The 23,651-nt window shown below is 42.0% G+C and carries 20 protein-coding genes, 3 tRNA genes and 1 pseudogene; 7 read left to right on the top strand and 17 right to left on the bottom strand.

Features of this window, described 5'->3' with window-relative positions:
• Positions 1-330: 330 nt before the first annotated feature.
• Genes C5S62_RS09240 through C5S62_RS09225 form a run of 4 tightly spaced genes read right to left on the bottom strand, consistent with a single transcriptional unit; the run spans position 331 to position 2,566 of the window.
• Positions 331-1,206 (bottom strand): hypothetical protein, encoded by an 876-nt coding sequence (locus C5S62_RS09240; protein WP_104405093.1) that lies wholly within the window; start codon positions 1,204-1,206, stop codon positions 331-333.
• A gap of 35 nt (positions 1,207-1,241) precedes the next feature.
• Positions 1,242-1,694, bottom strand: coding sequence for a DUF6108 family protein (locus C5S62_RS09235; protein WP_104405092.1), 453 nt, complete (start codon positions 1,692-1,694; stop codon positions 1,242-1,244).
• A gap of 12 nt (positions 1,695-1,706) precedes the next feature.
• Positions 1,707-2,042 carry a hypothetical protein gene (locus C5S62_RS09230; protein ID WP_104405091.1) on the bottom strand — a complete coding sequence of 112 codons (336 nt, stop codon included), beginning with the start codon at positions 2,040-2,042 and terminating at the stop codon, positions 1,707-1,709.
• Positions 2,039-2,566: an RNA polymerase sigma factor gene (locus C5S62_RS09225; RefSeq protein ID WP_104405090.1), complete on the bottom strand. Its 528-nt coding sequence runs from the start codon at positions 2,564-2,566 to the stop codon at positions 2,039-2,041. Before C5S62_RS09225 ends, C5S62_RS09230 begins: the two co-directional genes overlap by 4 nt.
• A 152-nt stretch (positions 2,567-2,718) precedes the next feature.
• Between C5S62_RS09225 and C5S62_RS09220 the strand changes: the two genes are divergently transcribed.
• Together C5S62_RS09220 and C5S62_RS09215 are read left to right on the top strand one after the other, a co-directional pair.
• Positions 2,719-3,273 carry a TlpA disulfide reductase family protein gene (locus C5S62_RS09220; RefSeq protein WP_172486215.1) on the top strand — a complete coding sequence of 185 codons (555 nt, stop codon included), beginning with the start codon at positions 2,719-2,721 and terminating at the stop codon, positions 3,271-3,273.
• A gap of 24 nt (positions 3,274-3,297) precedes the next feature.
• Positions 3,298-4,572, top strand: a complete 1,275-nt coding sequence (locus C5S62_RS09215; RefSeq protein ID WP_104405088.1) for an MFS transporter — start codon at positions 3,298-3,300, stop codon at positions 4,570-4,572.
• Positions 4,573-4,747: 175 nt separating this feature from the next.
• Here the strand turns inward: C5S62_RS09215 and C5S62_RS09210 are convergent, their stop codons facing one another.
• The 13 genes from C5S62_RS09210 to C5S62_RS09145 form a co-directional block, all read right to left on the bottom strand.
• Complete coding sequence (locus C5S62_RS09210; protein WP_104405095.1) at positions 4,748-5,302, bottom strand: pentapeptide repeat-containing protein; 555 nt, start codon at positions 5,300-5,302, stop codon at positions 4,748-4,750.
• A gap of 56 nt (positions 5,303-5,358) precedes the next feature.
• Positions 5,359-6,249: a helix-hairpin-helix domain-containing protein gene (locus C5S62_RS09205; protein ID WP_104405087.1), complete on the bottom strand. Its 891-nt coding sequence runs from the start codon at positions 6,247-6,249 to the stop codon at positions 5,359-5,361.
• A 75-nt stretch (positions 6,250-6,324) separates the two neighbouring features.
• Positions 6,325-6,669, bottom strand: coding sequence for a translation initiation factor (locus tag C5S62_RS09200; protein WP_104405086.1), 345 nt, complete (start codon positions 6,667-6,669; stop codon positions 6,325-6,327).
• Between the two features lie 520 nt (positions 6,670-7,189).
• Complete coding sequence (locus tag C5S62_RS09195) at positions 7,190-8,866, bottom strand: RNA-binding domain-containing protein (protein WP_104405085.1); 1,677 nt, start codon at positions 8,864-8,866, stop codon at positions 7,190-7,192.
• 4 nt (positions 8,867-8,870) lie between these two features.
• Positions 8,871-9,455, bottom strand: a complete 585-nt coding sequence (locus C5S62_RS09190; RefSeq protein ID WP_104405084.1) for a hypothetical protein — start codon at positions 9,453-9,455, stop codon at positions 8,871-8,873.
• 57 nt (positions 9,456-9,512) lie between these two features.
• A complete protein-coding gene (locus C5S62_RS09185) occupies positions 9,513-10,478 on the bottom strand; it encodes a hypothetical protein (RefSeq protein WP_104405083.1) in 966 nt (321 codons plus the stop codon).
• A 55-nt stretch (positions 10,479-10,533) separates the two neighbouring features.
• Positions 10,534-14,445 carry an N-6 DNA methylase gene (locus C5S62_RS09180; RefSeq protein ID WP_104405082.1) on the bottom strand — a complete coding sequence of 1,304 codons (3,912 nt, stop codon included), beginning with the start codon at positions 14,443-14,445 and terminating at the stop codon, positions 10,534-10,536.
• Between the two features lie 6 nt (positions 14,446-14,451).
• Entirely contained in the window at positions 14,452-14,652 is a 201-nt protein-coding gene (locus C5S62_RS09175; RefSeq protein ID WP_104405081.1) for a helix-turn-helix transcriptional regulator, read from the bottom strand.
• A 1,103-nt stretch (positions 14,653-15,755) separates the two neighbouring features.
• On the bottom strand, positions 15,756-16,991 hold the full coding sequence (locus C5S62_RS09165) for a site-specific integrase (RefSeq protein WP_104405079.1): 1,236 nt from the start codon (positions 16,989-16,991) through the stop codon (positions 15,756-15,758).
• A 676-nt stretch (positions 16,992-17,667) separates the two neighbouring features.
• The gene (locus tag C5S62_RS09160) at positions 17,668-18,894 is read right to left on the bottom strand and encodes an MFS transporter (RefSeq protein WP_104405078.1); all 1,227 of its coding nucleotides are present in this window, start codon (positions 18,892-18,894) and stop codon (positions 17,668-17,670) included.
• Positions 18,895-18,982: 88 nt separating this feature from the next.
• Entirely contained in the window at positions 18,983-19,564 is a 582-nt protein-coding gene (locus C5S62_RS09155) for a flavodoxin family protein (protein WP_104405094.1), read from the bottom strand.
• A 207-nt stretch (positions 19,565-19,771) separates the two neighbouring features.
• Positions 19,772-20,683, bottom strand: coding sequence for a dihydroorotate dehydrogenase (locus C5S62_RS09150; RefSeq protein ID WP_104405077.1), 912 nt, complete (start codon positions 20,681-20,683; stop codon positions 19,772-19,774).
• Positions 20,665-21,453: a dihydroorotate dehydrogenase electron transfer subunit gene (locus tag C5S62_RS09145; RefSeq protein ID WP_104405076.1), complete on the bottom strand. Its 789-nt coding sequence runs from the start codon at positions 21,451-21,453 to the stop codon at positions 20,665-20,667. The genes C5S62_RS09150 and C5S62_RS09145 overlap by 19 nt, the downstream gene beginning before the upstream one ends.
• A gap of 125 nt (positions 21,454-21,578) precedes the next feature.
• Between C5S62_RS09145 and C5S62_RS09140 the strand changes: the two genes are divergently transcribed.
• The 5 genes and pseudogenes from C5S62_RS09140 to C5S62_RS09120 form a co-directional block, all read left to right on the top strand.
• Positions 21,579-22,334, top strand: coding sequence for a copper homeostasis protein CutC (locus C5S62_RS09140; RefSeq protein ID WP_104405075.1), 756 nt, complete (start codon positions 21,579-21,581; stop codon positions 22,332-22,334).
• A gap of 137 nt (positions 22,335-22,471) precedes the next feature.
• Positions 22,472-22,546 (top strand) — tRNA-Val (locus C5S62_RS09135).
• A 365-nt stretch (positions 22,547-22,911) separates the two neighbouring features.
• Positions 22,912-22,985 (top strand) — tRNA-Thr (locus tag C5S62_RS09130).
• Positions 22,986-23,065: 80 nt separating this feature from the next.
• A tRNA-Pro gene (locus C5S62_RS09125) sits at positions 23,066-23,140 on the top strand.
• A gap of 233 nt (positions 23,141-23,373) precedes the next feature.
• Positions 23,374-23,607, top strand: a pseudogene (locus C5S62_RS09120) (glutamine amidotransferase); the annotation flags it as partial.
• Positions 23,608-23,651 lie beyond the last annotated feature (44 nt).

Genomic DNA, 23,651 nt, shown 5'->3' with positions numbered 1-23,651 from the left:
GCGGGACTTTCTTATGGAAAGTCCCGCTTTTTCGGTGTTTTTGAGGTGTGTTTGCAGATATTTTAGCCGTATTTTTACTGTAATTTCTCCGTATTGCAATTTAAATTCCAAGTATTCGTGTTATTTTTTCAATACGGACTTTTAAAATTCTCCGTATCGGAGTTTGAAAAACGGGTGACGAAAATGTAATGGAAAGTTAAAAATGTTAATCTTTCTGTGTCTCTAGATGGCGTGGAATATTAAAAAATCCCCATTCTTCTTTATATAAGAAAAATGGGGTGTTGTCACAATGTTTTATTAGGAATTATTAATGGTGCCGGCCTGTTGATTTCAGAGATTTAGTTTGATGCCGGCAGAAAGCGATTTGAAACTTGGGCCGAAATTAGTGTTCAGCATATTGCAGGGACTGTATTTCACGTAAACGCCAAGACCTTTCCAGCCGAATCCTGCCGTCAGATCCACAGTTACGGGCTTTTGGTGGATATGTTTGTCCATATCTTTGATTTTCTGTCCGTCCAGTTTATATCGTGTCTTGATACTGGCATAGGTGTTGACGTTAAGAATGGCGCCAAGGTCTATTGAGAAGTTTTTTGTCAGGTCGTAAGAGTATGTAAGAGGAAAGGTCAGGCTGAATATTTTTATGCGCGAAAAATGAATGTCGGCTCCTTCGGGATAACTGTCTGTAACGATGAAGCCATTGTTGTCTTTCACAAAACGCGAGTGTCCGGTCATGCGGTAATTGCGCCAGTTGATACCGAAACCGATGGAGAAGTCACTGCGGTGCGTTCGCGACAAGGTGTGCAGACTTAGGATGTCGGCTCCGATTTCGTAGGATGATGCCATGTCTATGTCCATGTAGTCGGGTGCTTTCAAGGCTGTGACAAAACCGAAATGGATGCTGCCGCTTCTGATTTCGTGGCGATGACTTCGGGATTTCTTTTTCTTCTTAAAGGGAAGGGAGAAATCCCATGCGCCACTATGCTCGTTGATGAAAGTTATGTCGTTGTTTGTCAGAGTCTTTGTGTACTTGAATTCGTAATCCTTGCTAGTTGCACTACCTTTTATCTGTACTTGTATCAGATGGTCGTTTTCGGTTACGACAACTTGATTGGGCGATGCTACGTCGGCTATCGTGTCGTTTGCTTCGGTCGCAGTGGCTGCAATGGAGGTCATTGCGGCCAGCAGGAATGTCATTGTTTTTTTCATGATAGGGGTGTTCCTTTTTGGTTATGGTGTGTTTTTTATTTTGCAAAAGTTTTCCGCAAATCCTCGATGCTTGCCGTTCCTTCCATGTAGATGAGTGTCAGCGTAGGTTTGCCGCCTTTTCCTAAGGCGTTGTTACGGTAAAAAATGTAGCGGTTGAGAGGCTTTTTGCTGAGAGGGGGCAGCCTGTAGAATCCGTAGTACAAGCGACCGGCTTTTAGTTCTGTTTCCTTGTCTGCAGCCAGTCGGGTGTCGTTACGGACCAATTGCTCGATGTACTGCCCGTCTTTGCCTGTGCCCGACACTGTGAGACTGCGGAAAAGGGTGAGTCCGTATTGACTGATTTGTCGGCCTTTTAGGAGTACTTCGGTGGCATCTTTGTGGTGCTGGTACTTTCCACCGAACAATTCTTCGATATGCAGTCCTTTTTGTGCAGTCAGTGGCAAGGCGGCCGTCAGTGTCAGAACTAATGAGAGAATAATTTTTTTCATTTTCTTGCTGTCTTATTCTTGTTCCAGTGTTTCAAACATAGCGGTTAAAGCGGCGGCAGCTGACCACATGCGGCGTTTTGAAGGGCGATTTTTGGTCCTGTTCTTGATTGGAGACACCTGTTTCTGCTCCAAGTTGCGGCCTGTAGCGATAAAACCCATGACTGCTCGTAATTCGTCATATTTTCTATTGTTTCCGGCCGGAGAGCAAAGGAAATGCCGCAGGATATTTTCTTCTTTGTCAGAGGTTTTGGCCTCAAAGTAGCGGACCGCCAGTTCATCGGCTTCGGCAACAGTGGGAATATTGGATTTATGCTGCGTTTTTTTGGGGGGGATATCGGCTCGTTTCATAAGCTGTCTGTTTGCTGTCTGTAACATTCTCTGATGGTTTTTCTCGCTCTTGACAATTGCATCCTGACGGCTGTCTCCTGCATGTTCAGAGCTTGTGCTATGGTTTCAAAACTTTCACCCAGAAACTCCTTGCGTTTTAGGATTTCGCGTGCCGTCGGTGATAATTTTTGGTCTATGAGGGTTTCAACGCGGCGATATAGTTCTTCGCGTTCGGTTATCGCTTCTGTCTCGTTGTCAAACGTCAGCTCATGTTCCTCATCCAGTTCGTTTATCGGGAAGCGTTTGCGCTGTCGCAGGGTGTCTATGCTCAGGTGTTTTACAGTGGTTGTGAGCAAGGCTGCCGCTTCGTTTTCTGTTTTGATGCCATCGCGTTTGGACCAAAGCCGGCAGAAAGCATCTTGCAAGGTATCGGCGGCTTCATCATCGTTGCCCAGTATGGCTCCGGCCATGCGGTGCAGCCTTCTCTTCAGGCGTTGGAACGCCGGCAGAATGGGGGAGATGTTTGCGTCGTGCTCTTGCTTCATTTTTTATTGTTTCTGTTTAGATAACGCAAAGGAAAGGGATTTGTAACGTAAAAGAAGAAATTTTTTTAAGTTTTTCTTTTGAAATACTTGAAGGGCGTGAGGTTTTTTGTAAGTTTGCAAAGTCTCGCCGGACTATTTGTCCGTAAAGAGGCGTGAAAACTTTATTAATTATCGTGTTGATGATTCGAAAAATGTTAGCGGCTCTTTCGTTTTTGTACTTTAGTGTGGCTGCTATGGCTTCTTGTGTTTGTGACATGTCTGAAGCTGGTGTCACCGGCGATATTGTCGTAATTGGTCAGGCATTACCCGAATTTTCTGTCGCACTTTCCGATGGCCGTGTGGTAACTCCGGAAACTTTTGCCGGACGTCCGGCTGTCATTGTGTTCTTCAGTACCGAATGTGTGGATTGCCGCAAGGAACTGCCTGTCATTCAGCGATTGTATGAAGAAAGAGGCGATGCTGCCGGTTTTGTATGTATCAGCCGCGCGGAAGGCGAGGGTAGTGTGGAAACTTATTGGCATACGCACGGATTGACGTTGCCTTATAGCGCGCAGACTGACCGTGAGGTCTTCCATCTTTTTGCTCGTGGTACGATTCCTCGTGTTTATGTCTGTGATGCGGAAGGCACGGTCAGAGCGGCTTTTGCCACAAAAGTGACGTATAAGAAATTGAAAACAGAATTGGATAATTTGATTGCGAAAGATTAAATAAAAAATAATATCTCGTTTTATATGAACGTCTTTTCATTGAAACTCCGCCTCACGGCGATGAATTTTCTGGAGTTTGCCGTGTGGGGTGCTTATCTAACCTCTATGGGCAGTTATCTGGCCAAGGCCGGCTTGGTTGAGTATATAGGATGGTTTTATGCCGTACAGGGTGTGGTTTCTATCTTTATGCCCGGATTGATGGGGATCGTGGCTGATAGATGGGTGCCGGCCCAACGTCTTTTGGGGCTTTGCCATATATTGGCAGGTTTGTTTATGGGAGCTGCATCACTTTATGCTGCCGGAACAGAAGGGGGCGCTTTGGGTATGGCAACCTTCTTTACACTCTATACCTTTAGTGTAGCTTTTTATATGCCTACGCTCGCTTTGAGTAATTCTGTCGCGCTTAATGGATTGGCACGTGCAGGCTTGGATACAGTCGCAGCGTTTCCGCCTATTCGCGTGTTCGGTACCATTGGTTTTATTTGTACAATGTGGATTGTGTCGCTGATGCATTATGAAACCACATCCGGCCAATTTCTTGTGTCGGCTGCGCTCAGTTTGTTACTTGGCCTTTATGCACAGACTCTTCCCGGATGTCCTACTAGTAAGGGGGGGGAACGCCGGTCGCTGAAACAATCTCTCGGACTTGATGTGTTTTTTCTTTTCAAGCAGAGACGCATGGCTGCCTTTTTCCTTTTTTCTATGCTCCTTGGGGTATCGTTGCAGATTACTAATGGCTTTGCCAGTCCGTTTATCAAGGAATTTGAGAATGTTGCCGCGTACGCCGGCACGTTTGGTGTGGAATATACAGGTATGCTCATATCATTGTCACAGATCAGTGAAGCGTGTTGTGTTCTGCTCATTCCGTTCTTTCTGAAACGTTTCGGCATGAAGCGCGTCATGATGATAGCCATGTTGGCATGGGTGCTCCGTTTCGGCTTCTTCGGTTTTGGCAATCCAGGGGAAGGTGTGTGGCTTTTTGTCCTTTCTATGCTGGTTTATGGAGTGGCTTTTGATTTTTTCAACGTATCCGGTGCTCTGTTTGTGGACCAAAGTACCTCGCCCGACATACGTTCAAGTGCTCAGGGATTGTTTATGATAATGACTAATGGTCTTGGTGCCAGTATCGGTACGCTTTCTGCTCAGGCTGTCGTAAATCATTATGTGACGGAAGGAATGTCTCCGGAGCAGAAAATCGTCGGTTGGCAAACTTGCTGGTATATCTTTGCCGCTTATGCCCTTGTTGTTCTTCTTCTCTTTGCAGTTGCATTTAAGGAAAAAGAGGCAAAAGCAGTTTGATCTCCTTGAAATACCTTGCCGATAGGAAAGAATATCTTTTTATGAAGACTCCGTAATCTTCGAAGCCCTGTTACATTGTTTTATCAGTGTGACAGGGCTTGGTGATTTGTCTTACAAGGAAAATAAAAGGTATTATATCATGGAAGGAAGAAGAGGGAGTGGTATAAAGGGCTGATCATTTGATTTCTATGTCAAGATGGGCAACCAATCCACGCAGTCCGTATTCGGAAAAAATCGTTTTCTTGATACGGCAAGTATCAGGATTGATGCTGAAGTTGAAGGCTGAGGAAAAATCGGCCTTCTCCAGATTTGCTTTGAAGAAAGACGAACGTTCAAGATTACATCGTTCGAAAACAGATAGGGACAGATCGGCTTCATCGAAATACCCTTCGTATATTTGGCAGTCGCTAAACCGGCTTCTCCGCAGTTTAGTACCCGTAAGGTTGCAGTAGTCGAGAAGAGAGTTTACGAAGGTCAGATCTCCTGAGAATTTGCTGATTTCCGTTAGGTCGACCCCGGTGAGTTTGCAGTCGGTGAAAGTTACTTCCCGGAGGGCGTTCTTCCATTTGGATAGGGCAAGATTACACGTTCTGAACGTGCATTTTTCAAAAACAGTGTTCAGGATAGTCCGGTTGGAGAAGTCGCATCCGATAAATGTACAGTTGTGATATTCGTCATCGGCTTCACTGGCATTGAAAGCGATGTTCTCAAAGCATTGGTGTTCTGTCATGTTAATGAGTAGTGGGGCGGTTGTTTCAAGGATAAAAGCTTTATTGAAAAAAGGTGTCAAAAAGTGAAATAAGGCAATAACTTTTGAATATGGTCCGTTGAAAATTCGTTGTAGAGTTGCAAGTCGTTCCAGCTTTTTAATCGGCCGTATTTTCGGCGGTAGTCGAAAATGATTTTTACCTGTTCATAATTAAGATAAGGATGGCGGACCAGCTGCCTGAAACTGGCTTCGTTGACATTCATGCGGTGCAGTTCCGGTTTCATCTCTATAACAAACCATCGCTCGATGCCCTGAGGAAGACCTTCAACTTCTTTTATTTGGTGGGCAGACACAAATCCTCCCAGCCGTTCACGGTAGCGGCAAATCTTTCCGGCATAATAGCTGCCGATGCCAGGAATATGCTTCAGCATCGTCGTGTCGGCTTTATTCAGGTCGATGACAGTACCTTCCGCATATTTTTCGGTTTGCGGAAAATGCCGTGTTGTCTTCTTGGCTGTGTCTTCCGTTGTGTGATGTCCGTTGGGTTCTTTGTCTATACGGATGAAGGGACGCAGTCGTTTGAAATCCTTGTCGCTCAACCCATAGAGTCGTGAAAAATCATCGGATGAACGCCATTTCCCGCCTTTATTGCGGTACTTCATGAGGTTGCGGATCTGCCAAGGGCGCAATCCTAGTCGCAGCAGTGTGGCAGAGTCGGCCGTGTTAGGATTGAAAGGGAATGTTTCGGGAGCCTGTTGGCGGTTGAGGTGCCGGTGGCGCAAACTGTCAGCTGCGGAGCGTTGTTGCATTTGCCGGTTGAAGATGGCGAGTTCTTGTATTTCCGCCTCGGAAAGGTTGCCGCCGGTTGTGGCGCTTGTGCAATGGCGCAGCAACAGGCCGCCACCAATGATGATGGTGCTGAGAAGCATGGCCACAATGATGTGGCGGCCGTTGCGGTAATGTGGCATAAACTGGGAAAGAAGGGTTGGCGGTTTAACTGAATCCGGAGTCTTGGGATGGTGTGTACCGATTGGTGGGAGATTTTATCCTTTTGTTTGCGAATAGCCAGCCTTGTGGAGCAACTCCTTTACTGCGGGACGCACATCGCCTTGCAGAATGATTTCGCCATCCTTGGCGCTTCCGCCTGTCGAGAGTTTTGTTTTGAGCATTTTCCCTAGTTCTTTCAAGTCGTTGTCCGTTCCCACGAATCCCGTGACAATGGTTACCGTCTTTCCTTTGCGCCCCGCCCGTTCCATTTTTATGCGCAACTGCTGGGCGGCCGGGACTAAAGTGTCAGGTTCCTCATTCTCTGCGGCATCTTGATAGTTATAGGCTGGATTGGTTGAATACACCACGCCCAGCCGGTCTTTCCAGTCGTTCTTAGCCATGTAATTGTTGATTTTTCGGTTATAGTACCGGCTCATGCCGGTATTGTTGGAGTAGCGTTAAATTGATTGAGGCCGGAAGTCGAAGCCGGCTCTTACTGGTGTCTATGTGCAAAATTAATGATTATTTGGGTTAGTCTGCCGGTAAGTCTCTTTTTTTATTTTATTTGCGGTTGATGCAGGTTCGTGTTTTTCAGGTCGACCGGTGAGATGCCGGCATAAACGGGTATTTTAACATAATTTGCTTTTGGTCGAAAAATTTTGTATCTTTGTAACGGATAATCAATTATTCCGTATCTGATTGATACACATATAGCGAATGCTATGATAGAAAGTTGTTGGTAACGATTTGGCGACTTTGGAACTGCACTAATCTTCTGCATTATGCTTTGTCAAACAACTCTGATACAAAAGTAGCCAAATTCCTTGATTGAGCAAAGAATTGGGCTACTTTTTCAGTTATAATCCCCTTTTATAGTTATAAATAGTCGTAATAGGTCATATTTCAGTCATAATTTATGGATTACGACTTCAGGAACCAAGTTCGACCTTCAGGAGTGATTAATCCTTTTTCTTTCATCTCTGAAAGAATGTTACCCAACATTCGTTCTTGTTGCTCATGTGTCTTATTTTGCGGCAGGACTTCTTTCAAATAATCGAATATCGCATCACGCTTTGCTCCTGTAGAACCTGCGTTTTGCAAATACTGCAAAATCATTTGTTGAATTTTAGATTTGTCAAGACCTCTGTTACGTGTATATTCTGGTAATTGATGTGTCTTCTTTGCCACATCAAGCGAAATATGATATTCAGAAACATCTCCCTCTAATAAGCCCCTTTCCAATAGTGCCACTACATTGTCCTCCGAAATACGATGCCCTTTTTGTACGGCATCCAACAATATACAATCTTCCAATGTCAAAGTGTCATTTTCCTTTAAGAGTTTGGTATATTTCTCATTGATGGAATTACCATATATTTTTACGCCTACCTCTTTGTTCGTTGCATCTATTTCATAATCGGGCATCGGAAAATGACGACGCCACTGTTCGTTGAACATCTTCTTGATTCCTCGACTTACAGTGTCAATCATGTTAAAGTTCACCATTGCCCGGCAAAGACATTCATTTCTGAAATGACGCTGTGGTCCTTTGGTTGCCAATGCTTTTTGCAAAGTACCGGGAATGAAGCTACCTCCGTTTTCATAATACAGATATCCTGGATTTTCCACAAAATTGATACGTTGTTGCAGGGTGTAATCTTGATGCGCAATGGCATTGTGAAGTGCCTCGCGAATAGTATAATCATCATATTGCTTCATCGTATCAGGGAACAATGTTCCTCCAGGTAATTCTCTCATAGTCAGATTTCGTATTTTACCCAGAATCTGATCTACGGTCAAAATGAACGGAACTGTAAAATGTTCGTAATCTACAACCTCTTGATGTTCATCACGTAATGTCCAAGTTACCTCCGCCACAGCTGGACGAAGTTTAAAAACTGACACAGGCTTACCCAGAAGAATAATAGCAGCACGTGTCAATTTGCCATCAATCATGATACCGCTATTGCAAAGCAATTCTTCTACCGACCATGCGTCAATTTCTTCTGACGGGATTTTAGAAGCATGAACCTTTTTGAACATTACACGTGCCTTTGCAATAGCCAATTCGTCCAAGTCCGCCAATGTAGCATTGGGAACGATCTCGGCAGACCAATCCTTAGCTTCAAATATAGGTTCTTCAAGAATCGCATCCAGCCTTTCTTGAGTCATTTCTACCAATGAATCTTCCACACGTTGCCATGCCTTTTTGTGGGCATACACAGGACGTCGAGGCAAATGCTTGGGAATATGAATCACCCAAACTGTTTTCTGTGTATCCTCAGTTATATATTCATTGATACTCAAGCCTTCTGATGAAAGGTTTGTGCAATGTTCTATCAACTTCCAAACAGCAGACTGGGCATTTAGATTGAACTTCGTAAGATCTGTTCCCACTATCTCCAAAGTCTTGTCCTGCACACCAATCACAAGATGCCCACCTTCCATATTGGCAATGGCAGATACATATGAGATTACATCATTCTTTTCGTCTCCTGCAAAGGAGTTTTTCAAATTCTTCATCTCTTTCCATTCACAGCAGGCATTTTCCTGTGGGAATTCGCGAAGCAAGTATTGTTGAAGTTCTTTTGAAATCATAATTTTATTTTAAATATTCCTTGTACTCAGTTCTTAATTTCTGCCCAATCTCCGCTATTATGAGCACCTGGTTATCTATGGCATCGGCCAACATATGAGAGGCTTTTACTCTTTGCTCATGCAATGCCGCACATAATTGTTCTGCAAATTCAGACGGTTCAACTGTTGCTATCTTGTGCCCTATTTCAGCAACAAGAGTAAGTAATTTGTTTATGCAATCCATAGATTCTCTTCCATGATATTTCTTTTCTATGTCAGAAAAATCATAGTACAAGTAAATGGAATTCAACCGGCTTTCTGTTTCTTGAAATAGCTTGTTAGACTTCATACAAGCCACTTGTATTTTTTGTACTGTAATAGGATTACAATCTTTGTCATACTCTTTTAATGCAGTTTGAAGCATATAATACATATCAAGCGTTTCTTGATACCACGACATAGCTTTCTCAACTACCTCCAATTTACGTTGAAAGACCATAGTACGTAGTTCGCGGTTATGCTTAACTCTATCAGAGATAGCATTAATGATGGCTTGTATTATTATTGTAACTAACGAGCCTATTAAGCCGGCGGTAATGTATTGTTCCATAATAAATTGCACTTTAATTAAAGTAATTAATTTTTAATAATGGTATTACTATGATAATTAGAATAGTTTTAATTGTTTTTCCTCATCTTCTCTAATCTGTCTTTTGCGTTTACCTTCCGGTGTTTCAACAGGTTTGTCGTTTTCAAAATAATGATTGACTAATAAAACCTCATAGCCGGATATACGCACCTCTCCCTCTGCATTTATTTTTTTATGTGTTATTAAATGACAATTGATAGAGGACCCATTTTTGAATAAAACTTTACCAGTCTGAACCAAAGTTTTGAACTCGTTTGACTTCATTGTAAACGAAATCACTTCACCATTGTATATACCAGTCCATTTGTACTTCCCTTTTTTCAATACAGGAGATACAATCTCAATTATTGCATTTTCATCATTGTCCGGTTCTATTTCATCAGATGTCATGATATAATTAGGAAAATCCACCTTGCTTATTTCCTTTTGGAAATACATGTTTGATTTAGAAGCATCTGTAATAGAAACGGTAACTTTGTCTACTTTATTACAACCACTTATAGCTTCATAGTAATTGGATCTTTTTTTCTTTACAACATTTTCATCAATACTACGACTTAATCTTGCGGTTTCTGCTTCAATTTTGGCTATATCATATTTAAGTTCAGCTACCTTTTTCTGTTCCTTAAGTTGCTTTATCTCTTCGCTCTCAAACACTGACTGAATTGACATTCGGGTTAATTCATCCAAAGTGGTAGTAAGGGGAGTGCCAAGAACATTTGTTATAAGATAAAGTGCTACACCTACCTTAAGGGCGTTTTTGTCATTAGACTTGAATTTAAACCAACTACGCAATCCACCTTCACCAAGCGGTTCTGTTTCGATTTCAATATCAACTTTTAATTTCTGGGATATTTCTTTGGCAATACCAAGAAATTCGTATTCACACTTATTGAATACGATTGCATTCATAGTATGACTATTGTCATTAAACCAATAATGCAGTTCAATAGTATTTCCTTTTAAAACAGTTATGTCAGTCATTGTATTCCTTTTAGATTAAATGTACTTTAGCTAAGCCAATAAAATCTTTTCAATTTTATTTTAGATATTTGTCCAATATTTCTTGTTTCTTTATCGTACACTCACACATCTTTTGCTTTAGTTTAGCAATCTCATCTTCCATAAGCAATAATTGTCGGACTGTTTCATTCTGAATATCAATATTAGGTAACTTTATAGTAAGAGACTTCACTCTTTCTGTTGAAGCACGATTAGAACGAGAGAAACGCTCTGCCTCACCAGCTTTAAGGAGAGGATAAACCAAATATTTTGGATTAACAACGCTCTCATCTAATACTCTAATAACACCACAATGGTCGGTCGGATTAAAAGGTTTTTCTGCTTTTTGGAAACCTACCATCCAATCGCCATCAATACCCCATAGCACAGATGGTTTTGAAAAATCAGAAAGCACTGAGTGATTGGTCTTTCCAAATGGTTCGAATACATTGGCACTATAAACATCATACAAACCATCATTTACAATCTCAGATTTTAAAACACGGCGGCCAATTGATATATCGAATAAATCGGTTTGACTAAGAATTGTAAGGTTATGAGCCTGAGATTGAGATTGGTGCATTAAATTCTCAATATCTTGTTCAATCTTTATCATACAAAATGTAGCATTATTATAATCTACGTCAACAGCATCAAATTCAGAAGTTAATTTATCAATAATATCATCTGGTACGTTTGGAATAGGCATTTGAGTATAGAAAAATTCAGGTACTCGTCGATGACCGCTTGCTCCAGTCATGTTTGTTGCTGCTATTTTTCTAACTTCTTCTCTGTTTAAATACTCAAATAGAAATTTTGAACGATTCCTTGAAGATGTTCTAAATACGTGATATTCTGTACTTCCAAGTCCTAAACCGTTTGTTAAGCCTTCTGCTAAACAGCATTTCCCATTTTCCATACATGGAGTGATCTTCGCAATAAGGACATCATTCTCTCTGAAATTCGTATATCCACCAGAAGATAATTCTTGAAGACTTTTTTCTTCCATTTTATTAATTCTTCCAAATCCCAATGATGACATTTCAATAAACGAGACTTGGGTTAGTGGATCAATGCCTCTAAGCTCTTCTTTAGAAGGGTTGATAGCCGTACAGTATTTTTTTAGTGGAATTATCTCATACTTACTTTCGACATTCATCTTCAGTGATGCCTTCAATTTTATAGATTTGTCAAATGCAGTCTGTTTAAACTCTATCAAATCATAGAGATTACTTATTGAAAGAATCTCAGGCATATCATCAGGAATAGAGACTTCTTCTCCAAGATAATTGGATCTGATGATAGAATTTATTTTAGCCATATCATTATAATCTTGAGGATTAAAAAGTGGTGTCTGAATACCTTTTATACCTTCAATTTGGTGTAGTGTGTCATCTTCTTCACCATTGCCTTCATCATCATCCAAATTTTGTTTTGCTACATTTAGATACTTAATGCCCTCATTTCCTTTGCTGTCGCTCCACTCATACCCGAGGAATCGTTTCATATTTGCTGTTCCTGATGGCGATTTCACTATAACCACAGGATTCGGAGTTGTCTTAGCCAAAATGAAATAGTAAACTTTTTCTTTTTCAATGGCAATGATGAACTGCAAGAAAGCCTTTGTTTCTTGCTTTTTCTTTTCTTCTTCGGGCAATCTTTTATAAGCTTGAGTTTTTTGACGACTGATAAATTTAGTTCTTATTTCCTTTGCTTGGTCACAAACGCCTTTCATGGCATTACGTTGATTGCCAAAGAATGATGTATGATAGGCTTGTATAGTTTCATGTTCCAAGAATTTATCAGTCATACTTCCAGCCAAGAAAGCACGATAGTCCTCCCATTCAAATCCACAATAATCACAATATGCTTTTAGTATGTCTATGTCATCATAAATTTCATTGGATTCACAGTTCTCATAATTACAGAACCAACAATCCACTCTGTTTTTATAATGCTCAGCATCAGGAGTATTAGTTTCTTTCCTTCGCAAAAACATCGTGATGGTATTAGTTCCTGTCTTACCAAATGTACCACTACCAAATTCAACCAATGCCACTATGTCGAATTGCTGAAGAATGATTTCACGAACTTTTGCGTATATGCCACCCTTATTCAAAACAGAAACAGGCAAAATAATACCAGCCACACCACCGGCTTTCAACAATTGGGCAGCACGTTCGATAAAGAATATCTCTATTGCATTGTTTTTGGCTATATTGAGGTTATCGTTGAAAAGCGAATATTGCTTTCGTTGTGTTTCTGTTAATGTCTCTAAGAAGCCTTTGACAGAATAAGGTGGGTTGGCAATCAACACATCGTATGTCCCTCCTTTCACATTGTCATTTGGAATAAGTGCATCTGAATAGATTATCTTTGTTTCATCATGACCATACATAAAAGCAGATACTTTTGACACCTTTGATAGGCGATACTCTTTTTCTATGCCAGTAATGTGAGCATAAAACTCATTCAGTGGTATAGAAGGACGATATTTTTCTACATAATCTTTTATTTGTACAGCATACTCTGTCAAGAAATGACCAGCACCACAAGCATAATCAATAGCAGACGGTATATCTTCGCAGTTCTTTATAATCTGTTCTAAGGGCAAAGAAGAAACGAGAAAACGCACTATTGGCATAGGAGTAAAGAACTGGCCCTCACTCTGCTTGACACCTTTATTCAAGAAGCCTTCAAATAAATCACCCAACAACTGGTTCTGGTCTGAATCCTTCAGTTTAATGTCTTGCAGCATCTTGACCACTTTGAGCAAAATAGCTGCATTTTGTTCGAAAAGTTTCTTGTTGTGCACACTGATAAATGAAAAATCATTATCAGAGAAGAACTTTAAAGCACGAAAGTATCCAATAATGGTTTTCTTGGTTGCATCAGGATCATTCTTGAATCTACGGAATGCCTTTTCTATTTCACTGTTTTCAATATAAGTTACGTCTTCATTCAGAAAACGCTTCATGCCATCACGATAAAGTTTTTGCAATCTATCTTGCAGTCGATAATAGTCATCGTATGCAGCTCCTTTCCAATAAAAGCTCAAATCATCGGGGTTGTTAGTTTCGTCAACAACTTTAGCTAGGAAAAGATTCACTAATTTGTCAAAGGCATTTTCATGTCCTCCCACATTATGTTGACGTAATATCAAAGCGAATTCATTGTATTTCTTCTGGATGGCATCGTTATCTACAGATTTCAAGTCTCTGATTGTATATTTACTTTTTCCAATTCTGTAAGGCTCTATATCCTCTTCAAACAGTCCTCGCGTAGAATAATCATCATGATAGGTTTCATGCCATACATTATAAAGTTGCTTGTTGTTTGTCGCATCTTTGTAGCTCCTATCGGAATCCTCATTCGTAAGTTTCTCTTCGTTATCCTGGACGTTAATAAGATGATAGTTCTGTTCTATCTTTCCGTCTAAAATATCAGCAGTGTAAAGACAAAGAAATTTTGTCGCACGTTCTTGTTGATAATAGCTGAATAATTGAGCACCATCTTCTTTTGTGTCGTTCCATGCTCCATCAAACTCTCGTCCCCACGTCTTACATTCTATTATTAACAGAGATTCCTTGTCTTCGTTAGATCCATCGAATCCTCCATTTTTAAACGTTCTTACCCAAACGTCTGCATAACCACCTTTTGCACTATGCCCTAGTTTCCACGTAGGCTCCAATTCTATATGGCAAGGACTATAACCTTTCCATAAAAGGCGGTCTACACAATGCAACACAACAAGATTCTCTGGTTCTAAGAGATTACAAGTTGTTTCACGGCCAACAGTAATTCCACATTCTCTGTAATAAACGTGCCCATCACCACTAATATCTACCTTTAATGGCTCACTTACATTCATGTATCTCTTAGAGTAAACGTTATTATCTTGTTCAAACTCCAGTAATGAAAGAAGTTCTTTGATATTACTTTTGTCCATGTCATTTTATTTTAAAGAGACTAACAAATTCTGCACATCAACCTCCAATAAGGTTGCAATTTTCACCAATGTAGCCAAATCCGGTTGGGCCACATTTGAACACCATTTAGACACAGTTGACGGATTTTTCCCTAATTGTTCTGCCAACCATTTGCCTGTACGTTTCTTTTCTACAAGCACTATTTTAAGACGATTTATATCTTCCATTATAATCAATCTATTGAATTTAACGCAAAGGTATTTATTTTATTGAGAACAAAAGAATATTTGCTCAAGAAAAATTTTCAACTTACTAATTCTTCCGACTTCGGAGGAAGAAGTTCGCGGAATGCGGCAGGTTTTCGGGAGTAACCCGAAAGGTTTTGAGTTACTCAAAACATACCTTGCTGTGTTTGGAAGAACACAAGTCCAAATTTTCAACTTGTGGTTTGTGAATGGTGGGACTGCCATAGCATAGGCAAACAATATGGCAGTTTGTCAAATTTGCAGGCAATAAGGCTGTATAACCCGCATGTGTGCCTACCGTATAGCCGGCAGGTCAGCAAGCCGACCGGTCTGTGGTAAATATAGAATTGCTGTTTCTTTGAGGGAGGGATTCTTCCTCCTAAAAAAGAAACGGATAGCAAAGCTGTCAATGCTCTACTATCCGTCTGAATTTCCTGTTTCCCATCGGTCGGTCATCTCCTCTATGGGTACTTTATATGTGCGGACTTGAAAGATGCAAGTTTTTTCGGATCAATACTCTCGAAGAATGAGAGGAAGATTGTTCCGAAAACGGTTTGCCGCTTGAACTTGCAGGTTTCATAAACGGTTCGCACATTTCTTTGTACCCATAGAGGAGATGACCGACCGATGGGAATTGACAAAAAGGTACGTATGAATGATATCCTCAATTTAAGCCATACTTACTTTTATTCATACATTCGTGCGTACGCACATTCAAAAACAGAATTTGGCTTCTTAAATTGGTTGTGAGTTTGTTCATTACACACTCTCTTACCTTGTATGCTCCCAATGTATTCAATCGAAAGGATAGAGCAATAATCATCGGGAGTGCATAAACATCTATGCTTATTCCATTGTATAATTTGATACACCTTTGTACCTCACATTCATCAAGGATTCTGTTTTTGTATATGGCTTTGATATTGGCCTTCAAAGTCGGATACATGATGCCGAATAGTTCTACCAGTTCGTTTGTACTCATCCAAATGTCATTGTTCGTTGTGCTCGGGAAATGGATTCTTCCGTATTCATCCATTGTTATTATATTTCTTTCTTGTTTCATCGTTTCTTGGTTTTAGAGGTTGTTAAATGGCTTTACAAATAAAACTCTCCATCGATTCGATCTGCTTGGATAGGTTCTCGATGTCGGTACTTACTTTCTCGGCTGTAATCTTTGCATAGATTTGAGTGCTGCGTATGCTTGTGTGTCCCATTAACTTGGACAGTGTTTCAATGGGTACTCCATTGGATAAGCAAATGGTTGTTGCATAGCTGTGTCTGCTTTGATGCCAGCAAACATTCTTGTTGATTCCGCATAATTTGGCTACAGCTTTAATTCCATGTCGGCAATTGGCATAACAGGGTACAGGCAACAATTTATTGCCTTCCGCCAGACCTTGATACTTCTCGATGATATGTTTGGCAGTGTCGAGCAATCGGATATTGGTTTCCGTTCCCGTCTTTTGTCGATTGGTCTTAATCCATAAATGCCCATCGAATGATGTTTGTAAATTGTCGGTTGTGAGATTATACATATCCCTCCAACTCAATCCGCTGAAACAACAGAAAATGAAAAGGTCTCTAATCAGTTCGTAACTTTTCTTCTTGAATGTTCCGTTGATAAGCATCGTGATTTCTTCTTTGGTTAAGAATCCTCTTTTGGTTTCTTCCTTTGTAATACGATAAGCATAAAACGGGTCGCGTTGTAACCAACCGTTGTTGATGGCTGTATATATAATACTGCGGAACGGCATCATATACGACCATACGGTATTGGTGCAATGATTCTTCTCAGTACGGAGGAACAACTCGAAGTCGGTGATGAATGCCGGGGACAGCTCACGCAAGGCAATATCGCTTACCTTGTAGCGATGCTTGATGAATTCTTCCAAATGGTTGTAAACGGTGCAATACTTCCAATAACTGCGTTGGCTTTTCATCTTGCCCACTTGTCTGGCGTAATCTTCATTGTGCTGTCGAAATACAGCAAGCAGGGTTTTATGGTTTTGTCCCATACCCAAGAAAGCATTTCTGACCTTCTCTGCCGACACATAACCATCTCTGTCCATAATCTCCTGATAAGCCTTGTTGATGCCTATTCTGATTTTATCCAACATTCTGTTGGTTTCTTGTGTAACAATGCTTTTTCCCGACATTCTGCCGAGATTGACATTCCACAACTTTTCCTCTACATCCAGTTTGCAACTGAATTGGGAAATCTTGCCGTTTACGGTGATGCGGCACATCACAGGCACAAGCCCGTTCTTTTTCGGGGCATTGCGTTTGAGATAGAATAATACTCTGAAAGTGCTTCTGCTCATAACTCTACTTTTTTGTTTGCGAAATTATTACTTGTAGAGTTGAGTGACGGTAAGCAAAACACAGTGTATCGGTGCAAAAGAATCAGCCGAAGCGAAACAGGAACGAAGATATGAGAAACTTCCCTATATTTGCATCCTAAATCGTCATACAGATATTGTTTTTCAATCTGTTAAGGCAATCGAATAAACCTATTGAAATCAAGAATTAAAGTAACGGTATAGTAACGAAACTTTGTCTTTCCCTGGCTTTTCATTGGCATTTGATGGCACTGCAACATCTTGGCAAATACTGTTAAATCGCTAACAGACAACATTCTTTCCCCGTTTCGCGCTCACTTTCGTTTCTTTGTTGTATCTTTGTAACAGCCATGCGGGACTTTCCATTGGAAAGTCCCGCTTTTTCTATGATTTCCAGGTCTTTTCGTGCGGAATTTCGTCGTATTTCTTTTTGAAATTCCCCGTATTGCAATTCAAATTTGCCGTATTCGTGTTAAAATTCGAATAAGGACTTTTTCTTTATCATTCCTTACAATCTATGTTTTAACACTTTGAAATGTAATGAAAGGTTAAATGTGTTAAATCTGAAAAGAAGTCGGAGCGTGTTCTATACCTGATAAGTTTGGCCATGAAAACAGTATTGGGCACACGTGTTTTTAAGGTATGCAAGGTGTATGTCTTATCCTTTTTTATGCTCAATATCAGGTAAAAACGCTGCAACGATGCCGAGTAACGGCAGCAAGGTGCTGATACGGAAAATGTATTCCACGCTGGTGAGGTCGGCCAGCCATCCGAAAAAGGCTGATCCTATGCCTCCAAGCCCGAATGACAATCCGAAGAATATGCCGGCTACCATGCCCACTTTGCCAGGCATGAGTTCTGTGGCATACACAAGAATGGCGGAGAATGCTGAGGAAATGACAAGACCTATGATAACGGAAAGTATAATAGTAAGGGGGAAGCTGGAGTAGGGGAGAAGAAGCGTGAAAGGAGCAGCGCCCAGAATTGAACCCCATATTACATATTTGCGGCCGAAACGGTCGCCCAGTGCGCCGCCGATGATGATGCCCACAACTGAGGCTGCCAAAAAGCCAAACAGGCATAACTGTGCCGTTGGTATGGAAAGACCGAACTTTTGTATGAGAAAAAAGGTGAAATAATCGTTCATGCAGTACATGTAGAAATGTTTTGAAAACATCAGGATAACCAATATGAGCAAAGCTGATCGGACCTTTCGGGCCGGGAGGCTTGTGGCGGATGAATTTATGGCCGACGGGTGGCGGTGAAGATATAGCAGGCGCTGGCTGTACCATTGTCCTGTCCACAGAAGAATAACGGCCGCCAGAATAGCAAATGAGGCAAACCATCCGATGGCTTCCTGACCGTAGGGGATAATAATAAGGGCGGCGAGAAGCGGGCCGAGGGCATTGCCGCCATTACCGCCTACTTGAAAAATGGATTGCGCCAGGCCCTTGCGCCGTCCGGCAGCCATTTGGGCCACTTGTGAGGCTTCGGGATGGAATATGGAAGAGCCGCCTCCGATAATACCGACTGCTAACAAAATGAAGCCGAAATTTCCGGCTGTGGCCAGCAGACAGATGCCCGCAAGGGTTAGGCACATGCCGGTTGCCAGAGAATAAGGCCGTGGGTGGCGGTCGGCATAGCGTCCTACGAAAGGTTGCAGAAGGGATGAGGTGAGTTGGAATACCAGGGTGATGAGGCCTATCTGGGCAAAGCTGAAGCCGAATTTTTCTTTTATCAACGGATAGCTGGCCGGAATTACGGCTTGTATCATGTCGTTCAGCAGATGGGTGAAACTTATGATGAAGAGTATCGTGTAGGCTGTGGTGTCTGCAGTGGTGTGATGTTGTTTTCTCAAATGTTGCTTTAGTACGTTCAGGGACATATAGGAATGTTTGTGAAAAAGTTTTTTGGGGGAAATGTTTCCGCCGATTTTTTTACGAAAGAGTTTTTTCGGACTTATGGAACTGTGATTATGTACAGAACAGACGCCGGCCTGTTTTTCTACACTTGCTCAGTTCTTTGGCAGTCAGTTCAGGATGTTTGGATGTTCCGGCTTTCTGAATGATGCCGATGGTTTTAAAACCGCTGTAGCTCAGGATGGCTTTAATTGCACGCACGGTGCCTTTCGATTGGTTGAAGAAGATGTTGAAAGGAAAAGGTGTGGTACAGGCCGTTACGATGACAGACCGTTTCCCTTTGTGGAGCGGGTAGGGGAAACCATGTGGATTGTTTTTCATCAGGCCATAAACGATTCTGTCGAAGAGCATTTTCAGTTGTCCCGGCATGTTACTCCAATAACATGGTGCGCCGATGATGAGCGCATCGGCTTTGTCTAATAGACGGAGAGTTTTCTGAGCATCGTCTTCAGGAAGGGTACACCGTCCCTCGGCGCGGCATTTCATGCAACCGGTGCAGGGGCGGATGTTCAGGTCGGCAATATGGACGAAAGTTACTGCGTGAGCTTTTTGCTCGGCTTCTTTCTGCATGGCGAGTAACATTGTCGCGATATTGCCGTTCCGTCGCGGACTGCCGTTAATGATGAGAACTTTCATGATAGCTTGGCTCTGGAATACGGGCTGGTTGGTTTGCAGCGGGGTGGCAGCTGGCTTTTCTTTATCTGATTCTTCTTGTTTTAAAGGCGGTGGAAAGTTAGTTTGCCGGTAGGGAGACAATAGACGTTTTGATGCAGGGGAGATATGCGCATTTCTTGCTCGCCCTGCATCAAAACATATTGATAGTCGTGGGGGTGGGAGGAACTGTTATTGGTTGATGGCTCCGATAATGTCTTTTATGTCTTTTATGCCGTGACGGTCAAGCCATTCGTTCATGCCCTCTATGACCTTTATAGTAACTGTGGGGTCTATGAAGTTGGCTGTGCCGATTTCTATGGCTGTGGCCCCGGCCATCATAAACTCTATGGCGTCTGTGGCGTTCATGATGCCACCTAGTCCGACGACAGGTATTTTTACGGCTTTAGCCACCTGCCAGACCATACGCAGGGCAACAGGTTTGACTGCAGGGCCGCTCAGTCCGCCGGTGCCTATGCTCAGCCGTGAACGTTTCCGTTCAATGTCAATACTCATTCCCATCAGTGTGTTGATAAGCGATACACTGTCGGCTCCTTCTGCTTCGACGGCCTGTGCGATGGCAGCAATGTCAGTTACATTGGGGGAAAGTTTTACAATAAGCGTCTTGTCGTATGCACGGCGTACTGCTTTCACCACGGCAGCGGCTCCTTCACAGGTCACTCCGAAAGCCATACCGCCGTTCTTTACGTTAGGGCAGGAAATATTGAGTTCAATGGCGGGTATTCCCGGCAAGTCGGCTATACGGGCGGCACATTCGGCATAGTCCTCAGGCGTGTTGCCGGATACGTTGACAATCATATTGGTGTCGTATCCTTCTATTTGTGGATAAATTTGTTTACAGAAATAGTCAACTCCCTTGTTTTGAAGTCCTACGCAGTTGAGCATTCCCGATGCTGTTTCGGCCATACGCGGATAGTCGTTGCCTTCGCGGGGATGAAGTGTGGTTCCTTTGACAATAATGCCGCCGAGGCGGTTTAGGTCTATGAGGTCGGCAAATTCTATGCCGTAACCAAATGTGCCCGATGCTGTCATTACCGGGTTGTTGAGGGCCAGACGGCCTAAGTTTACTTGGAGATTTGCCATTGCAGTTGATTGATGTTAAATACCGGACCTTCTTTACATACACAGATATTGTGTCCTTCATGATTCTTTTCCACACAACATAGGCAGGCGCCGACGCCACATGCCATCATGTTTTCAAGTGATGCTTCACAAGGAATGGCTTTTTGGGAGGCATAACGGGCTACAGCCATCATCATCGGTTTAGGACCGCATGTGGCTATGGCATCAAACATTGTCTCGTTAAGGACGGAGTGATTGGTTACATAGCCTTTTTCGCCTAAGGAGCCGTCTTCTGTTGTGACACATACATGTCCTTGCTGCTCGAAATTTTCAAGTTGCAGCACATCGCAGGCAGAACGGCCGCCCAATAGAAATGTGGGGGTGTGGCCGGCTGTTTTAAGCGCTTCGCCATAGTAGAGTAGAGGGGCGGTACCTACACCTCCTCCGACCAGAAGTACTTGCTTGTTTTTACCTTCAGGTATTGTAAAGCCGTTGCCAAGTGGGAACAGGCAATTAAGAAATTCTCCGGGCTTTAGTGATGATAGGGCAGCGGTGCCTTGGCCTACTACGTGTACGAGCAACCACAATTCATTGTTTGCTCTGTCCACATAATTTATACTGATCGGGCGACGTAGAAAGGTTTCGGCCGATTTGTCTACACGTACTTCTACGAACTGTCCCGGTTGCATTTCTGGCAACGGGTTCGTCTGATCTGTCAGGCGCAAGAGCACATAATCTTTGCGGAGATGTTCTACTCCGGTAATGTGCAAGTCTTTTACGTATTTTTTCATGTCGCTTTATAATAGATTTCTTAGGGGATGAGATGACTTTTTGGTTAAAAAACAGATGTGTGACAACTTTTGAGGCAAAGTTACAAATTTTGTGCTTATCTTCGCAATACTAAAAGGTTTTGACTATGCAAAATGTAACTCTTGAAATTTGTGCCGGCAGTTATGATAGTGCCTTGGCTGCACTGAAAGGTGGTGCTGACCGCGTGGAATTGTGTTCGGCTTTAGGAGAAGGAGGTTTGACACCTTCATTAGGATTGGTACGTGCGGTGGTGGCGCTTCCGGGATTACGGAAACATGTGTTGATACGTCCTAGAGGAGGGGATTTTCTTTATTCAGAAGAGGAACTTCAGATTATGGTTGACGATATTCATATCGTTCGTTCAGAGGGAGTTGATGGTGTTGTTCTAGGAGCGCTGACTGCTGATGGTAATATAGATATATGTGCGATGAAGCATCTTATGCAAGCTGCAGGAGATATGGATGTGACTTTTCATCGTGCTTTCGATCTTTGTCGAAATCCCGATGAAGCGTTGGAACAGATTATTGATTTAGGGTGTTCGCGTTTGCTTACTTCCGGACAGGCATCATCAGCTGCAGAAGGTATTGATTTGTTGTCACATTTGGTGGAACTTTCTGCCGGTCGTATCATCATTATGCCTGGATGTGGAGTAGATGTAGGTAATGCGGTTGACATTATTAGTGCAACCGATGCAAGAGAAATTCACGCTTCAGCGCGTGACTCATTTTCCAGCAAAATGAATTTTCGGCATGCTGGTGTGTCTATGGGAAAGGCTGGAAATGATGAATATGTGCGCTTGGAAACATCTGAAGGGCTGGTAGCCCGACTTAAGGAGGTGTTGATGCGATTTTATTCTAATTGATTGTTGTCTAGTATTTTATGATAGAAATCTGATATAAGTTGTCTGTTCTCTTGAAAAAATAATTGTAAAAAACTTGCAATAAATTTTGTTCGTATTTCAAAAAGTTGTACTTTTGCATCGCTTTTGAGAAGAACAAAGGGCGCTTAGCTCAGCTGGTTCAGAGCGTCTGCCTTACAAGCAGAGGGTCGGCGGTTCGAATCCGTCAGCGCCCACATTGATTTAACGATGTCATTTATATGACATCGTTTTTTTGCTGTAAGGGTTGACTTGATTGTAAAATTAGGACAATAGTATTTTTTATAAAGAATAGTATTATGAGTCGATGTGTTGGGTTTTTTATTTGTGATTTCTAAGTTTTTAGTTATGCAAAAGGGTGTATTGAATCTCTTAAATGTTAAAATTAATAGTGGGCGAGAAAAAATATTCTTGAAAATTTGGTGTTTTCAGAAAAACGTTATACTTTTGCATTCGAAAACGGGTAAGTGCTGTACGGCCAGCTCCCTTCAAATCCTCCAGGGCTTGACCGCAGCAAAGGTAGTTGGTTGTAGCGGCGCGATGCAGAGAGCTTACCCACCCCGCCTCTTTAGCTCAGTTGGCCAGAGCACGTGATTTGTAATCTCGGGGTCGTTGGTTCGAATCCGACAAGAGGCTCAAAAATGTGAAATATGGATAAGTTCTTTATAGCTTTAATTCATGTTTCACATTTATAATAAAGGCATTCGTAATGTCAACGGGGTGTAGCGCAGTCCGGTTAGCGCACCTGCTTTGGGAGCAGGGGGTCACAGGTTCGAATCCTGTTACCCCGACATAATAAAATCACTCCGAATTTCCATTTTGTATGCAGGAAATTCGGAGTGATTTTATTTGTAATTCCTGTTATATAATTATTATTTGTGTTTTTTGCGCTAAAATGCAGTGTTTTTTCGTATTTTTGTGGTCTAGTCTTACCAGGAGTGAGGGAATTGACCGACAAAATAGCATAGATCCTTTTACTCATGCTTGGAATGATCAGAAAACGTAATTTATACTATTTATAAAAATGAATAACGAAATTTTATATATTCTTTTGCCGGATTATGCTGCTCATGAAGTCGTGTATCTTTCGCAGGCTATTGCTTCTGATGAATTTGCTTTGAAAGAGAATCCGAAGTATATAAATAAAGTAGTGGCGCCCACTTTGGAACCGATAAAATCAATTGGTGGATTTTTTACTTTGCCTGATTATTCGTTTGATACTATACCTGATGATTATGCGGCATTGATATTGATAGGGGTCAAGCTGAAATTCCGGTGCATTTGTTAATATTCGAGAGCGGA

This window comes from Prevotella sp. MGM2 (assembly GCF_002933955.1).
In the GTDB taxonomy this organism is placed as follows: Bacteria; Bacteroidota; Bacteroidia; order Bacteroidales; family Bacteroidaceae; genus Alloprevotella.
The sequence above is the reverse complement of the archived record's forward strand: the minus strand, read 5'-3'. Positions and strand labels throughout refer to the sequence as shown.

Coding starts and splice junctions, on each gene's coding strand:
- C5S62_RS09240 (WP_104405093.1), bottom strand. CDS start 1,206: ATGAAAAAAACAATGACATTCCTGCTGGCCGCAATGACCTCCATTGCA.
- C5S62_RS09235 (WP_104405092.1), bottom strand. CDS start 1,694: ATGAAAAAAATTATTCTCTCATTAGTTCTGACACTGACGGCCGCCTTG.
- C5S62_RS09230 (WP_104405091.1), bottom strand. CDS start 2,042: ATGAAACGAGCCGATATCCCCCCCAAAAAAACGCAGCATAAATCCAAT.
- C5S62_RS09225 (WP_104405090.1), bottom strand. CDS start 2,566: ATGAAGCAAGAGCACGACGCAAACATCTCCCCCATTCTGCCGGCGTTC.
- C5S62_RS09215 (WP_104405088.1), top strand. CDS start 3,298: ATGAACGTCTTTTCATTGAAACTCCGCCTCACGGCGATGAATTTTCTG.
- C5S62_RS09210 (WP_104405095.1), bottom strand. CDS start 5,302: ATGACAGAACACCAATGCTTTGAGAACATCGCTTTCAATGCCAGTGAA.
- C5S62_RS09205 (WP_104405087.1), bottom strand. CDS start 6,249: ATGCCACATTACCGCAACGGCCGCCACATCATTGTGGCCATGCTTCTC.
- C5S62_RS09200 (WP_104405086.1), bottom strand. CDS start 6,669: ATGGCTAAGAACGACTGGAAAGACCGGCTGGGCGTGGTGTATTCAACC.
- C5S62_RS09195 (WP_104405085.1), bottom strand. CDS start 8,866: ATGATTTCAAAAGAACTTCAACAATACTTGCTTCGCGAATTCCCACAG.
- C5S62_RS09190 (WP_104405084.1), bottom strand. CDS start 9,455: ATGGAACAATACATTACCGCCGGCTTAATAGGCTCGTTAGTTACAATA.
- C5S62_RS09185 (WP_104405083.1), bottom strand. CDS start 10,478: ATGACTGACATAACTGTTTTAAAAGGAAATACTATTGAACTGCATTAT.
- C5S62_RS09180 (WP_104405082.1), bottom strand. CDS start 14,445: ATGGACAAAAGTAATATCAAAGAACTTCTTTCATTACTGGAGTTTGAA.
- C5S62_RS09175 (WP_104405081.1), bottom strand. CDS start 14,652: ATGGAAGATATAAATCGTCTTAAAATAGTGCTTGTAGAAAAGAAACGT.
- C5S62_RS09165 (WP_104405079.1), bottom strand. CDS start 16,991: ATGAGCAGAAGCACTTTCAGAGTATTATTCTATCTCAAACGCAATGCC.
- C5S62_RS09160 (WP_104405078.1), bottom strand. CDS start 18,894: ATGTCCCTGAACGTACTAAAGCAACATTTGAGAAAACAACATCACACC.
- C5S62_RS09155 (WP_104405094.1), bottom strand. CDS start 19,564: ATGAAAGTTCTCATCATTAACGGCAGTCCGCGACGGAACGGCAATATC.
- C5S62_RS09150 (WP_104405077.1), bottom strand. CDS start 20,683: ATGGCAAATCTCCAAGTAAACTTAGGCCGTCTGGCCCTCAACAACCCG.
- C5S62_RS09145 (WP_104405076.1), bottom strand. CDS start 21,453: ATGAAAAAATACGTAAAAGACTTGCACATTACCGGAGTAGAACATCTC.
- C5S62_RS09140 (WP_104405075.1), top strand. CDS start 21,579: ATGCAAAATGTAACTCTTGAAATTTGTGCCGGCAGTTATGATAGTGCC.